General features: G+C 43.7%; 9 protein-coding genes. 1 reads left to right on the top strand and 8 read right to left on the bottom strand.

Annotated elements, in window-relative coordinates; translation table 11 throughout:
• Positions 1-57: 57 nt before the first annotated feature.
• Positions 58-573: a bifunctional 3-hydroxydecanoyl-ACP dehydratase/trans-2-decenoyl-ACP isomerase gene (gene fabA / locus QQ041_RS21845; protein WP_017059675.1), complete on the top strand. Its 516-nt coding sequence runs from the start codon at positions 58-60 to the stop codon at positions 571-573.
• Between the two features lie 251 nt (positions 574-824).
• Here the strand turns inward: fabA and rmf are convergent, their stop codons facing one another.
• The 8 genes from rmf to QQ041_RS21805 all read right to left on the bottom strand — a co-directional run bounded on the left by rmf (position 825) and on the right by QQ041_RS21805 (position 14,642).
• Entirely contained in the window at positions 825-998 is a 174-nt protein-coding gene (rmf, locus tag QQ041_RS21840) for a ribosome modulation factor (RefSeq protein WP_017059676.1), read from the bottom strand.
• Positions 999-1,159: 161 nt separating this feature from the next.
• Positions 1,160-2,869 carry a DUF3466 family protein gene (locus QQ041_RS21835; protein WP_285955043.1) on the bottom strand — a complete coding sequence of 570 codons (1,710 nt, stop codon included), beginning with the start codon at positions 2,867-2,869 and terminating at the stop codon, positions 1,160-1,162.
• A 9-nt stretch (positions 2,870-2,878) separates the two neighbouring features.
• A complete protein-coding gene (locus tag QQ041_RS21830; RefSeq protein ID WP_285955042.1) occupies positions 2,879-4,795 on the bottom strand; it encodes an ABC transporter ATP-binding protein in 1,917 nt (638 codons plus the stop codon).
• Positions 4,773-5,033 carry a glutaredoxin family protein gene (locus QQ041_RS21825; RefSeq protein WP_019823251.1) on the bottom strand — a complete coding sequence of 87 codons (261 nt, stop codon included), beginning with the start codon at positions 5,031-5,033 and terminating at the stop codon, positions 4,773-4,775. Before QQ041_RS21825 ends, QQ041_RS21830 begins: the two co-directional genes overlap by 23 nt.
• Before the next feature lie 25 nt (positions 5,034-5,058).
• Positions 5,059-7,179 carry a bifunctional 23S rRNA (guanine(2069)-N(7))-methyltransferase RlmK/23S rRNA (guanine(2445)-N(2))-methyltransferase RlmL gene (rlmKL, locus tag QQ041_RS21820; RefSeq protein WP_146489723.1) on the bottom strand — a complete coding sequence of 707 codons (2,121 nt, stop codon included), beginning with the start codon at positions 7,177-7,179 and terminating at the stop codon, positions 5,059-5,061.
• 507 nt (positions 7,180-7,686) lie between these two features.
• Positions 7,687-8,235 carry a cell division protein ZapC gene (locus QQ041_RS21815; RefSeq protein ID WP_285955041.1) on the bottom strand — a complete coding sequence of 183 codons (549 nt, stop codon included), beginning with the start codon at positions 8,233-8,235 and terminating at the stop codon, positions 7,687-7,689.
• Positions 8,236-8,441: 206 nt separating this feature from the next.
• Positions 8,442-9,452: a quinone-dependent dihydroorotate dehydrogenase gene (pyrD, locus tag QQ041_RS21810; RefSeq protein ID WP_017059681.1), complete on the bottom strand. Its 1,011-nt coding sequence runs from the start codon at positions 9,450-9,452 to the stop codon at positions 8,442-8,444.
• Positions 9,453-9,800: 348 nt separating this feature from the next.
• Positions 9,801-14,642: an NAD-glutamate dehydrogenase gene (locus QQ041_RS21805; RefSeq protein WP_146489720.1), complete on the bottom strand. Its 4,842-nt coding sequence runs from the start codon at positions 14,640-14,642 to the stop codon at positions 9,801-9,803.
• Positions 14,643-14,650 lie beyond the last annotated feature (8 nt).

Below are 14,650 nucleotides of genomic sequence, written 5' to 3'. Positions count from 1 at the left end.
TGTTTAGCGTACACCTGTTCACTAATATGCACCTATCAAAAATCGGAGTAATTGATAATGCAAAACAAACGTGATTCTTACACTCGCGAAGAGCTTCTAGCATCAAGCCAAGGCGAACTATGGCCACAAGGCCCTCAACTACCAGCACCGAACATGCTAATGATGGATCGCATCACTAAGATGTCTGAAACTGAAGGTGATTACGGTAAAGGTTTAGTTCTTGCTGAGCTGGATATTACTCCTGACCTATGGTTCTTCGATTGTCACTTCCCAGGTGACCCTGTAATGCCGGGTTGTCTAGGCCTTGATGCTATGTGGCAGCTTGTTGGCTTCTACCTTGGTTGGGTTGGCGGCGAAGGTAAAGGTCGTGCTCTAGGGGTTGGCGAAGTGAAATTCACTGGTCAAATTCTGCCTACAGCGAAAAAAGTAACTTACGAGATCCACATGAAGCGTGTTGTTAACCGCCGCCTAGTTATGGGCCTTGCGGATGGTCGCGTACTTGTTGATGGCAAAGAGATCTACGTTGCTAAAGATTTGAAAGTTGGCCTTTTCCAAGATACGTCAGCATTCTAATCTGTTAGTTAGATTTTTAATAAAGCAGCCCATGGCTGCTTTATTTTCACTCCAATAAATTTAGTTATAGTGCATTAAAGTATCACGTATTTAATTTGAAACAGAATAAATCCACCAGCGATACGCTTATGATAGCGAAACTAGAATGCTAAATAGCTCTGGGAATCTTTGTATTGTTCTGAAACTAACAAGGCTCCAGCTGTTGTATCAACAAACAATGGAGCCCTGACCTTTAATTCTTTGCGGCCTATCTATTTATAGAGACCTGATTGCTTATCATCTTTGGCATCACGCCAACCACCTAACCAATAAGACCGAGAATCCATTTGACTATATGGGCAAGCTTCTTGCGACCTACCATTTAAACCAGCTTTGTAGCCTTGAGATTGTGCTCGTTCTAGTCGATCACGCTTTTGTCTCTTCATAGTGCAGTCCTCATACGGGTGTTCCATTTACTAACATACAATGATTACAACTTTGCGGAGTTTTTGTGACTCCAACTTTAAGAATCGATCAGATTTTCACTTTTCTCAAGGCGAAAAAAAGCCCGAGTTCAGAATTGTGAACTCGGGCTCAAGAGATAAAATTATTTAAATTTTCTGCGGAACCCTAACAGACCAAGTACAGTCAAACCCAGCCAACCTAGGCTACCGCCTTGACGATCAACTTTTTCTGAGTCAGCGCTACGAGTTTGGATGTCGGCTTTCGTAGCACCAGCAATCGGAATCAGCTTAACAGCAACAACCTCTTCGACTGCATTAGATGATGCACCAGCACAGTATGAGTTGTGAGAGGTAGTATCGTAGGCTCGTTCATCGTTACCTCTACCGTCTCCATTTGTATCGATCATACATTTTATAGCTGTTGCCGAAATAACACCCGCGTCATTAATATCTGTTGCATCGATAATTCGGAACTTATTGTTTTCTCCAGAAGCGTTGCCATCATTCGTTAGATCATCTAACCACCAAGCTTTGCTCTCAAACAGCGCAATTCTTGTTGCGTCAGTACCAGTCGCTTGATACGGATAAATAAAACCACGATGACGACGCTCACTGCCATCTACTTCTCGGGTTGTTTCGGCGTCAATCTGACCAACAAACTCGTTAAAGTTGTTCACCGCTTTAGCTTCACCGCTAGCACCACCAAAGAAGATACCACCAGACAAGTACGTTGCAGTCGGGTTTTTAGCATCAGTGACAACAAAAATCTTGTTACCTGCACTACCGCTCTCAGGAACATAGCCATTACGCTTAGCATAGCCAACAGCAAACAAGTTCTGGTTAATATCAGTCGCAACGGAGTTACTGTATCTAGCATCGTCATTCGATGAACCAGACTTAACCTCTGCACCGCTAATCTGTTTAGTTGTCCATGTTGCGCTGGTAAGGTCAAGTGAATCGCTCACAAAAACACTGGCATTCATGTCTTGTAGGTCGCCATTACCATCTGCTGTATTATAGCCAACACCATAGAAAACAGAGTTTGATTCAACAATTGAACGCATACTGCCTTGAGCAAAGTATTCATCTTGTTGAGCATTTCCACTTCTGATCCAATCAATCTCTTTTGTTGTAGTACCATCCCAGATAGCAGCTTTTGAGCTAAATGTTGTATCCGAAGTGTCTGTTTTTGGACCTGCCGTAGATACACTACCTACATTATAAACAGTACTGTTGCTTGCCGTAATCGCTTTCCATGCACGAGTTTCAGAGGTGCCAGTAGGCCCAGCCGTCGTCGTAAACATCGCATTATTACGGATACCACCTTCAGATTTAACACCTAGTGGTTGAGCATTATTATCTAGAGAGTTAATGACCGTATTACGAGTGTCAAATGTCGCGCCGCCTTCAACAAATGCTTTTGCATTGACGTAAGTTAGGTCGAACCTTTCCTTACTCCAAGTATCATTCCAACGGTTTTGCGCCCAACTCTCACATGTAGAGTATCTTAGCTCTCTATAACAATAGTTTTCGAAATCATCGAACTCTTGGATGTATTGGAACGGAGCGTCCATCGCGAATGGTACTTCTTCACGATAACTTACAGCCTCGACCGTATTGCGAGTTTCACCAGCCAATTTAAAGCTATCACATGCAACTCCGCCAACGGTACCAGTCGTAAAACAACTTTCAGTGTCTGTAACTGTTGCTGGCTGAATCGCTACACCAAAGATTTCAGATGCACCTGTAATCGAAGGCGTTACTTCAACTACTTTGTAAAGTGCAGCGTTGGCATTGGTTGCAGCCAAAACTAGCGCTGCAACTGTTGTTAATTTAAATTTAGTACAAGTCATTATTACTTCTTAACTTTCCTGTTGTAGTGCCTCGAGCTCTTCCCAGCGCTCAAAAGCAACTTCAAGCTCCTGCTCTGCTGCAGATAGCTTATCTAAAACTGGTTGTGTCTGCTCTACAGATTTTGAAAAGAAGTTTGGATCGTTGACTTCTTCCTGAAGAGTTTCAATTTGAGTTTCCAATTCTTCCAAACGCATTGGTAGCGCTTCTAGTTCTCGTTGTAGCTTATACGATAACTTCTTAGGTTTAGCCTTAACTGGCGCAGTTTTGGGAGTTTCCTCAACTACTTTCTCAGGCTTTGATGGCTTTTCAACCTGTCGGTACTCTAATGCTTGCTTTCTTTGCTGCTGAGCATCGTGATAGCCGCCAACAAATTCTTCAATCACACCGTTACCTTCGAAGATCCAACTTGTCATAACTGTGTTATCAACAAACTGACGATCGTGGCTCACTAAAAGAAGCGTACCCTGATAGTTGGCAAGCAAATCTTCTAAAAGTTCCAAAGTTTCGATATCTAGATCGTTGGTTGGTTCATCAAGAATCAATAAGTTGTTCGACTTAAGGAAGATACGAGCTAATAACAGGCGGTTTTTCTCACCACCAGATAGTGCTTTAACAGGAGTACGAGCACGTTTTGGAGAGAATAAGAAATCTTGTAAGTAGCTTAGTGCATGACGCTCTCGCCCGCCTACAGTGACTTCTTGCTTACCATCCGCTAGGTTATCAATTACAGACTTCTCAGGGTCTAGGATTTCACGGTATTGGTCGAAGTAAGCGACTTCAAGCTTAGTACCGCAATGCAGACGACCTGAATCTGGCTTAAGCTGATCAAGAAGCAGTTTAAGTACCGTACTCTTACCACAACCGTTAGGTCCAATAAGAGCGATACGATCGCCACGCATAATGTTGAAGCTGAAGTCTTTAACAATCTCTTTGCCTTCGAAGCCAAAGTTAATGTTCTCAGCTTCAAATACAATCTTGCCTGAACGCTGGCCATCGTCGATTTGGATGATCGCTTTTCCTTGCACTTCACGACGATTCAAACGTTCTTCACGTAGCTTCTTAAGCGCACGTACACGGCCTTCGTTACGAGTTCGACGAGCTTTAATACCCTGACGAATCCATACTTCTTCCTGAGCGAGCTTCTTATCGAATTCCGCGTTCTGCATCTCTTCAACACGTAGCGCTTCTTCTTTTTCAACTAGGTAGTTTTCGTAATCACCTGGAAACGAGCTTAGTTTGCCGCGATCAAGATCAACAATGCGTGTTGCCATCGATTTGATGAAAGCACGGTCATGCGAGATAAAAATAATTGAACCACGGAAGTCTTTCAGGAAGCCTTCTAACCATTCAATAGTCGCAACATCCAAGTGGTTAGTCGGTTCGTCTAGAAGTAAAACGTCTGGGTCACATACAAGTGCACGAGCAAGCGCCGCTTTACGTTGCCAACCACCAGATAGATCCGTCAGCTTTGTTTCAGCAGTCAGCTTAAGTGCCGCTAATACGTTACTTACGCGATCTTCAAAGCGCCATGCATTCGCATGATCCAGTTGCTCTTGAACGCGAGTAAGACGGTTTAGGTTCTTTTCGCTCGGGTCAGTACCAATGAGATCCAGAAGATCATGATAGATCTTCAACTGTTCACCAATTTCCGCTAGGCCACCAGCAACGTAGTCATAGACTGTACCTTGTTCATTACGCGGTGGATCTTGTTCCAAGCGAGACACAACCACATCTTGCGTGATTTGCATCTTGCCATCGTCCATGATGATGTTCCCAGACAGGATTTTCATCAACGTAGACTTACCAGCGCCATTGCGCCCTACTAAACACACACGTTCGTTTTCTTGCAGCGCAAAGTCCGCACGATCTAATAACGGGTGATCGCCAAACGCTAATTGCCCATTATGAATTGTAAGTAATGCCATTCTTCTTTAACCAATCATTAAGTTCTAACAAGCCAAATGGCCAGTTAAGCTCTGAGCTTTGAGAAAGATCAGAGCTTTCAAATTTGAGCACAGGAATAGTGACCCCGTAACGGGAAAAGAGCTCATCATCGAATGCAATGTCGACAACGTTGACGTGATGGCTAATATTTAACTGTTCCGTGAGTTGGAATGCCATCTCACATAGATGGCACCCTTCTGTACTGTAGAGAGTCAGCACTATATATCCTTATACAATCTCTTAACTACTTATGAGTAATCAACCAGCAGTTATGAATGTGCTTATTGCGAGAGAAGTCCAATGGAAGCGTCTTAGCAGAGATGTTCTGAGCCTTAAGACCTAATTCATCCAGAGCTTCCAAGTCCATTTTGAAGTGACGCTTGTTGTTAGAGAACACAATCGTGCCTTCTTCACGAAGAAGACGCTTAAGGTTTTCCATCAACTGAATATGATCACGTTGAACATCGAAAGATTGATCCATACGCTTTGAGTTTGAGAACGTAGGTGGATCAATAAAGATCAGGTCGTAAGAACCCTGCTCTTTAACCAACCACTGTAAGCAGTCAGCTTGAACAAACTGATGTTGGCGACCAACTCGGCCATTAAGCTCCATGTTCTGCTTTGCCCACTCAAGGTAGGTATTCGACATATCAACCGTTGTTGTAGAGCGTGCGCCACCGACAGCAGCATGAACAGATGCACTGCCTGTGTAAGCGAACAGGTTTAGGAAATCTTTACCTGCGGCCATCTCACCGATGCGACGACGAGTGATCTTATGATCTAGGAACAAGCCTGTATCTAAGTAATCATGAAGATTAACAATCAGCTTAACGCCGTATTCGTTCACTTCTAGGTTAGATGAGTCTTGAGCCATCTTCTGGTATTGAGAACGGCCTTTCTGCTTCTGACGAACCTTAAGAACCACGTTATTTGCTTCAACGCCTGTTACTTGGATAGAAGCACGGATGATATCGGTTAAGCGACGTTTTGCCTTCTCTTCCGGTACATCTTTAGGCGCTGCATATTCCTGAATCACAAGGTGACCTGGGTATACATCAATCGCTACATTGTATTCAGGTAAGTCAGCATCATAGATACGGTAACAATCTAATTGCTCTTTCTTAGCCCACTTGCCAATTTTACCGATGTTCTTTTTAAGACGGTTCGCGAAATCAGGTGCAATCAATTGTTCTTGTTCGCCTGTTGGGCGCTCTGACATCGGACGATCTGAAATTGAGTAGTTCTTTTGGTGACACGGTAACGCACCGTTATTCAATTTGAACTGTTTGTCTGCACGCATGCGTAAGCAGCTAAGTAGTTCGTCTGAACTAGAGAAGATAGACGCGTTGCAGCCACCAAACTCAGCTTTAAGTTGTGCACCGAATGCCGTGTAAAGTGCAATTAGACCCGGCTCTGTACCGAGACGCTCACCGTAAGGTGGGTTAGAAACAATCACACCATCAGTAAACTCTGTAGGACGCTTAAGTTTTGCAGCATCACCTACTTCGAATTCAATTAACTCTTCAACACCAGCACGGCGAGCGTTATCACGCGCTGTTTTGATCATGCGTTCATCATTATCGTAGCCATAGAACTTACATTCGACTTTCTTAACGCCACGACGGCCTTGAACGTTAGCTTCTGCTTTAACTTCAGCCCAAAGCTCAGGTTCGAAATCTTCTAGTGATTCAAAGCACCATTTCTGACGTTTAACACCTGGTGCTAGGTTTGCAGCCATCATTGCAGCTTCAATCACTAACGTACCTGAACCACACATAGGGTCTAAGAAAGGTTTCGTTGCATCCCAACCACTACGAAGAAGGATTGCAGCAGCTAGCGTTTCACGCAGCGGAGCACGACCTGATTCTGGACGGTAACCACGTTGGTGAAGACCGCTACCCACCATATCAACACCAAGAATCGCTTTATCACGGTGTAGACGAACGTGAATACGAACATCTGGGTTCTCTTTGCTGATAGAAGGACGAGGCAAAGACTTCTTCTCGAAGCAATCGACAACGGCATCTTTTACTTTCATCGCACCGTATTGGCTATTACGGATTTCGTTGTTCGTACCATTGAAGTCAACAACAAAACGCTTAGAGCTATGGAATTGATTTACCCAGTTAACCGCAGTGGTTGATAGGTACAAATCCATGTCGTCCATACAAGTGAATTCAGAAAGGACACGTACAAATCGAGAAGCCAAACGGCTCCACAAACAACAACGATAAATTTGCTCATTGGTCGCTTTGAATTTAACACCTGCTTGAACAGGTTTTGCGTTTGTAATCCCTAGTTGGGTTAGTTCTTCAACTAATAAATTCTCAAGGCCGTTTGAGGTAACCGCTAGATATTGATTCATAGTGTTCTTTTATTGATAAAAATGAGCTCGATTATACCTGAATTTGTAACTAGAGCATCACACTAAACACGTCTTTTCATTGAATCTTTCGACTAACTGGCTAGCAAATGCACAGTCTTGAAGCGATCGCTTACCCACATCCCCTTAGAACACAAGACCTATCAAACCAACTCCATTTCGGACCATTTCTTAACCAAAGTAGCAGTGTGAATTTATATTCACCTTAAAATTGGTATATACCAGTGGTAATTTATGGGTGAAATTTAGCTACAAAAGACCATAAACAGGGAATAAAGACGGGGAATTTACTCTTCTGGTGATGAAAACAGGCAGAAATTAAGGTGAAAAAATAGTCGTAAGTTCACTATTTAAATGGTTAAGCAGTGATGTATTTATCAGGGTGAGGTTTTTTAGGCACAAAAAAATCGGCTATTAAGCCGATTCTGAGGAAGGTTTATACGCTTGTGTGCTGCGATGCGTGGTAGAAATGATGTACTAGATTGGAGGTTAACCCACCATCGCTATGTGTGCTTGATGAAGGATAGCGTTCGCGTCTACCATTCTATCGTGCATCACCTTGATTGAGTCTCCAAATCGCAGCCCTTTTGAAGGCGTTAATAGGAACTCTTCTAGGTCGACAAATGCACATAGGCTCGCACACTCTCCCACTTCTAATACAATGAAATACCCTAAGCTATGCTCGTTATTCATTTGTACAATATCCCCTTCTTGAGGATATTCATGGCCAGTGCCTTGTGAGTCGAAGAACCAACTCTTAGGCTGTACAGGCTTATGGAAGCGCTTTGCTGCCACACAATAGAGTGCAAGTTCAGCTTGGCGAGGCTCAGACAGTTCTAAGCCAGAAATTTGTTCTTTGAAGGTTTGGTATGAAGATGCGTCATCAACGGTGAATTCATTATCTCTAAACGCGCAGTCCACCAGCTTATTACGGACCAGATTCGTTTTGAAAATCATATCCTCTCCGAGGTTTAGCATTAATGAACATTGCTGCTCATCGTAATACCAACTCCATGTATCGCTAGGTTTAAGCATCATTTCGTCTCACACTGTTGAACCATTCCATTAGGTAAAACGCAAAATTACCTTCAATTACAGTAATTTTACTGAGCAATAGGCAAAAAAAAAGAGGAAATGAATTCCTCTTTCTTGTCGCTTTTCTCTACAACTCAGTGAGTTACAGTGTCTCTTTTATTAAGACGATGCCAGATTGTCGCTTTTCAGAAATAAAAGCGTCTTGCCGTTTAAAGATTTTTAACGATGTCGCCTACAAGGCCTGGACCTTTGTAAATGAAACCAGAGTAAACTTGTACAAGCTTAGCGCCTGCCATCATTTTCTCTTTTGCAGCAACATATGAGTCAACACCACCTACTCCAATGATCGGCAGTTTGTCACCCAGCTCTTCGTGAAGTTTACGAACTACTTCAGTACTGCGAGATTGAACAGGACGTCCACTTAGGCCACCTGCTTCATCGCAATGTTTCATGCCTTCAACGATTGAACGATCCAATGTTGTGTTCGTTGCGATCACACCATCGATCTTATTTTTGATCAATGATTCACAAATTTGGCTGATTTCATCGTCACTTAGATCCGGAGCAATCTTAAGAGCAAGAGGAACATATTTACCATGCTTCTCTTCTAGTTCAGATTGTTTCGTTTTCAGTTCAGACAATAGATCGTCTAGTGCTTCGCCGTATTGAAGAGAACGAAGTCCTGGAGTGTTTGGTGAAGAGATGTTCACAGCAATGTAACCAGCGTATTGATATACCTTCTCCATACAGATCAAGTAATCTTCAGCGCCCTTTTCAATTGGTGTGTCTTTGTTCTTACCGATGTTGATGCCTAAGATGCCGTCGTAGTTCGACTTCTTAACATTCTCAACAAGGTTATCAACGCCTAGGTTATTAAAACCCATGCGGTTGATGATACCTTCAGCTTCAACAAGACGGAACAAACGAGGTTTGTCGTTACCCGCTTGCGGACGCGGAGTAACAGTCCCTACTTCTACGAAACCAAAACCCATTGCACCAAACGCATCAATACATTCGCCGTTTTTATCTAGGCCGGCAGCAAGGCCAACTGGGTTTTTAAAAGTAAGACCCATGCACTCTACAGGTCGGTGAGGTAATTGTTGGCGATACAAAAGATCAATAGGCGTGCCTGTGAAGCGTTTGAAATTTTGAATTGCTAGATCATGTGCCTTTTCGGCATCAAGTTGGAAAAAGCCAGTTCTGGCTAGACGGTAAAGCATTGTGCCTCCGATAGAAAAAAGCCCCGTGTAAACGGGGCGATATTATTTACTTATTTACCCAACTATTCAATCTATTACTGTCTGTAAGGGTAAGATAATCGAGTTTGCTAACGAATGCGGTTCATTATTAAGCAAACGTTATCGTTTCTTCAGGTTATTAGCTCATTTCTAGCCTTTACCAGATTACGGCCACCAGCTCACTTAACAACAAGCAACTCACTTAACAACAAACAACGTGTGCGTCGAGATTGCCCCTTCAAAAATCGTTAGACCAATGGATCCCACTTTACCGAAACGAAAAAGGCAGACCTTATGGCCTGCCCTCATTTTTTTCGTTTTATCTAGTGACTAGTCTTTTGACATGCAGTTTAGATTCAACAGCATCAATTCACGCAATGCTACTGAGAACTTAGCAAACTCATGAACCGAACCCACTTTGAATTCGTTTAAGATGCTTTCCCAACGATGTAGGGAAACAGAGTTACTTTCCATCCAGTCATCAAGCGCTTTAATTACATCAATGTCTGAAGCACAACCACAGTTAAGTACTTGGCCAGTTAACTGACGTTGCTGCCAATCCAGATCTTCTCTGAATGCTGCACGCGCCAGTGCTTGCCAGTTGTTGTCTACAGCTTGGCCATTGATTTGCTTCAAGAACCAATGCAGTGACAAACGATCACCGAGGTTGAAGTAAAGCTTAGAAGCTTGTTGTACTGTTTTACCTGTTTCACGAGCCACTGTGGATATATCCAGTGCTGAGTACAAACTAGACAAACGAGCCACGGAATTAGCCAGCTCAGCGTTGACACCTTGGTCAATCCATAGTTGAGCCATTGCTTGATGCTCTTCTACTTCTGAAGCTACTAGGTTTTCATCCAGCTTCTCAGTAATCGCGACTACATCACCTTGGTAAAGCTCAATCAATGCATTCACTGACTGTTTACCGGTACGGTTTCTTAGTAACCAACGTGCTAGACGACGAAGCGTACGGCGTACATGGTAAAGCAATTCGTATTGAGCTTCAGAACTTGAGATGTTGTCCAGTTCACGGATGCTCTTCAATACCTTACCCAGGCCGTAGATTTCACGTGATGCCGCGTAAGCATTCGCAATATCAACAATGTTCGCGCCCGTCTCTTCTTGCAAGCGAGTCACAAAGTTACAGCCCATCTCGTTAACCATTTGGTTAGCAAGCGCAGTCGCAATGATCTCTGCACGAAGTGGATGGTTATCCATGTGCTGAGAATAGTTACGGCGTAACTCTGTTGGGAAGTATTGCATCAGTTGTTGAGCATGGAACTCATCATTCGCAATATCATCACTCACAAGATCTTCTTTTAGAACCATTTTACCGTAAGCGATCAATACTGATAATTCAGGTCTTGTTAGTGCTTGGCCCTGCTTCTCACGCTCTAGCAGCGTTTCGTCATCTGGGATGTATTCCAAACCACGGTCTAAGTGTCCTGCTTTTTCCATTGTGTGGATAAAGCGGATTTGCTCTTTTACTAAGCCAACACCTTGATGCTCAGTAACAGAGATAGATTCAGCTTGGCAGTATGCGTCGTCTAGTACGATTTCGCCTACTTCGTCTTCCATAGATTCTAGAACTTGGTTACGTTGCTTAACGGTTAGATCACCATTAGACACCAAGCCATTCAAGAAGATCTTAATGTTAACTTCGTTATCCGAGCAATCTACACCACCAACGTTATCAACAAAGTCAGTATTAACTCGACCGCCCGTTAGAGCGTATTCAATACGACCCAACTGAGTCATACCCAAGTTACCGCCTTCACCAACAACCTTAGCTTTCAGGTCACGGCCATCAATACGTAGCACGTCATTTGCGCGGTCACCCACATCAGTATGAGTCTCGTTAGAAGACTTAACGTAAGTACCGATACCGCCATTCCAAAGTAGATCAACCTGCATAGACAAGATCGCTTTGATCAAGTCATTGGGTGCCATTGATGCTTTCTTGGTACCCAACATTTTCTGAATTTCAGGCGTTAAAGAGATAGACTTCGCTCGACGAGAGAAGATGCCACCACCTTGAGAAATCAGCTCTTTATTGTAATCTTCCCAGCTTGAACGAGGCAGATTAAACAGACGGTCACGCTCTACCCAACTGGACGCTGATTCTGGATTCGGGTCAATGAAGATGTGCATGTGGTTAAACGCAGCTTGTAAGCGAATATGCTTAGATAGCAGCATGCCGTTACCAAATACGTCACCTGCCATATCACCCACACCAATGGCAGTGAAGTCTGTGCTTTGACAGTTGATGCCCATTTCACGGAAGTGACGTTTAACAGATTCCCAGCCACCTTTCGCCGTGATACCCATAGCTTTGTGGTCGTAACCGTTAGAGCCACCAGAGGCAAACGCGTCACCTAACCAGAAGTTGTACTCTTCAGCTACTGAGTTCGCTAGGTCTGAGAATGTCGCTGTACCTTTATCGGCAGCAACAACCAAGTACGGGTCATCTTCATCGTGACGAACAACGCTCTTAGGTGGGATAACCTCACCTTCAATGATGTTGTCTGAAACGTCTAGCAATGCACGAATGAATCGCTTATAACAACGTTGACCTTCCGCGAAGATCTCATCACGGCCAGACATGGTGTGTTGACGCTTACAAACGAAACCACCTTTAGCACCGACCGGTACGATAACCGTGTTCTTAACTTGTTGCGCTTTAACTAGGCCTAGAATCTCAGTACGGAAGTCCTCTTGACGGTCTGACCAACGTAAACCACCACGTGCTACTTTACCGCCACGTAGATGCACACCTTCAATGTCTGGTGCGTAAACGAAGATCTCAAACGCAGGAACCGGCGCTGGGATATCTGGAATCTCGCTTGGTCTCATTTTCAGAGCCAACCAAGGCTTAGACTGTTTGTTTTCGTCTACTTGGTAGTAGTTAGTACGAAGCGTTGCAGTGATCATTTCCATGTAGCGACGAATGATACGATCATCATCCAAGCTCTCTACATGATCCAACTGTTCAGTGATCTTCTTAATAAGATCTTGTTGGCCTTTTGCGCTGCCCTTCAGTTTCGGGTCAAAACGCTTGCCGAATAGGCTTACTAACCCTTTCGCTAACTCTGGGTAATGAGACAATGTGTCTTCAATGTATTGTTGGCTAAATGGGAAACCAACTTGACGCATGTAACGAGCATAAGCACGTAAGATTGAGATTTCACGGCCAGAAAGACCAGCGCCAAGCACTAAGCGGTTGAAACCATCGCTGTCTAACTCACCCGCCCAAATTGCCGCAAAAGCTTGTTGGAAAAGATCGCGCGCTTCACGAAGATCAATGGTCTTGTCGCTCTTGTGCAGCATAGAGAAATCAAGGATCCAATATGTCACACCGTTGGTTTTACGCACTTCATATGGAGATTCACCGATAACGCGTAGGCCAAAGTTTTCAAGCATTGGCATAACATCAGAAAGGTGAATGGGCTCATCACTGTGGTAAAACAACTTCAAACGAACGGCTTTTGAATCTGCTGCTTCTTCTTGAGGACGGTAGAAAAGCATACCCAGTTTGTTGTCTTCGCTTAGTGCTTCTAAACGCTCAATATCCGCAACTGCAGAACCTGGCATCATGTCTTCTTTGTACGAACGTGGGAATGCACGCATGTACTCTTTCGACAATGGAAGACCTTTGCTTTCACCGAAGTTTGCAATGATTGATTCAGATAGACGGTCATCCCACGTAGACGATACTTCCATTAAATTTTGCTCAATTGTTTTCACGTCCACATCCATGTTGTTGTTATCAACACGTACAATATAGTGCGTTCTTGCTAGTGGGCTTTCAGAGAAGTACGTTGTAAATTCAACCTCTTCTTCACAACCAAAGTACTGTTTCAAGATGCGCTGTGTTTGGCGACGAAGCTCGGTGTTGTAACGATCTTTTGTTACGTAAACCATACAGCTAAAGAAACGGCCAAACGGGTCTTTGCGAACGAACAAACGCAGAAGATCACGATCTTGCATTTGTACTACGCCCGTACCGACTTCAAGTAACTCTTCTTCTCGAGCTTGAAGCAGTTCGTCACGTGGGTAGTTTTCAAGAATGTTGTGCAACGCTTTGTAAGAGTATGAACCTTCACGGTAACCACTCGCGTCTAAGATACGCTCTACTTTCTCGCGGACGAGAGGAATCGTTTCAACGGTTTGGTTATAAACAGCAGATGTGTAAAGGCCAGTAAAGCGGTGCTCACCAATGACCTTACCGTTCTTATCAAACTTCTTAATACCAATGTAATCGTTGTAAGCCGGGCGGTGAATGCGTGACGCCGTGTTGCCCTTGGTTACGATAAGTACATACGGTTTTTTTGCTTCAAGGCGTGCCGAATCAGAAAACTCAGACAACTTAACGTTGCGTACACGATCTGAACTCGCAAACAAACCAAGACCTTGCTCCTTGGTCGGTTGCAGCTCAGTGTCGCCGTTAACTGAAACTAAGTCATATTCCTTATAACCCATGAATGTGAAATTGTGTTCACCTAACCAACGAAGAAACGCCAACGTTTCATCAAAGCGTTGGCCGTCTACTGGAATCGTCTCTTTCTGCTGTTCAACTTGATTGGTCACTTCTTCAAGTCTTTCAACCATCTTCAACCAATCGTTCACGACTAAGCTAGTGTCGGTAAAAATATCCAGCAGTTCCGTTTTGAGCGCTGTCATTTCAGCTTTGCTGCTAAGACGGTCTACTTCGATATGGAAAAGCGATTGGAATGCACCTTCGTTATTGCTAACACCGACAACACTGCCCTTATCTGAGCGAGAGATTTGTGTTGGGTTATGAAGCATAAGGTGAGAAGAAAGATCTAGGCGAGTAAGTGCCATTTTTACAGAATCAACAAGGAATGGGCTGTCTGGAACGACTATCTCAACGATAGTGTGAGTAGACTGCCAACCTTGACGACTTACCGTCGGGTTGAAAACACGTACAGAGATTTCGTCGGCTTTCTTTTCATTGATGTGATGCCATAAGCTAACTACAGCACCATATAAATCGGATTCGTTTCTCTGAGTCAGATCGTCGTGAGAAACGTTACTAAACAAGTGTTGAGCAAGTTGAGTTACGAGAGGTCGATGAGCAAGGTCAAGTTTGTCTTGAATCAGCTTGTAAACTTTTTCAAGTAAAACTGGAACCACAGTTTCACGTGCGGTCATAGTCACAC

Origin of the sequence: Vibrio sp. TMPB1044 (genome assembly GCF_030442075.1) — a bacterium.
GTDB classification, from domain to species: domain Bacteria; phylum Pseudomonadota; class Gammaproteobacteria; order Enterobacterales; family Vibrionaceae; genus Vibrio; species Vibrio satsumensis.
This window is presented reverse-complemented; position numbering and strand designations above follow the sequence as displayed.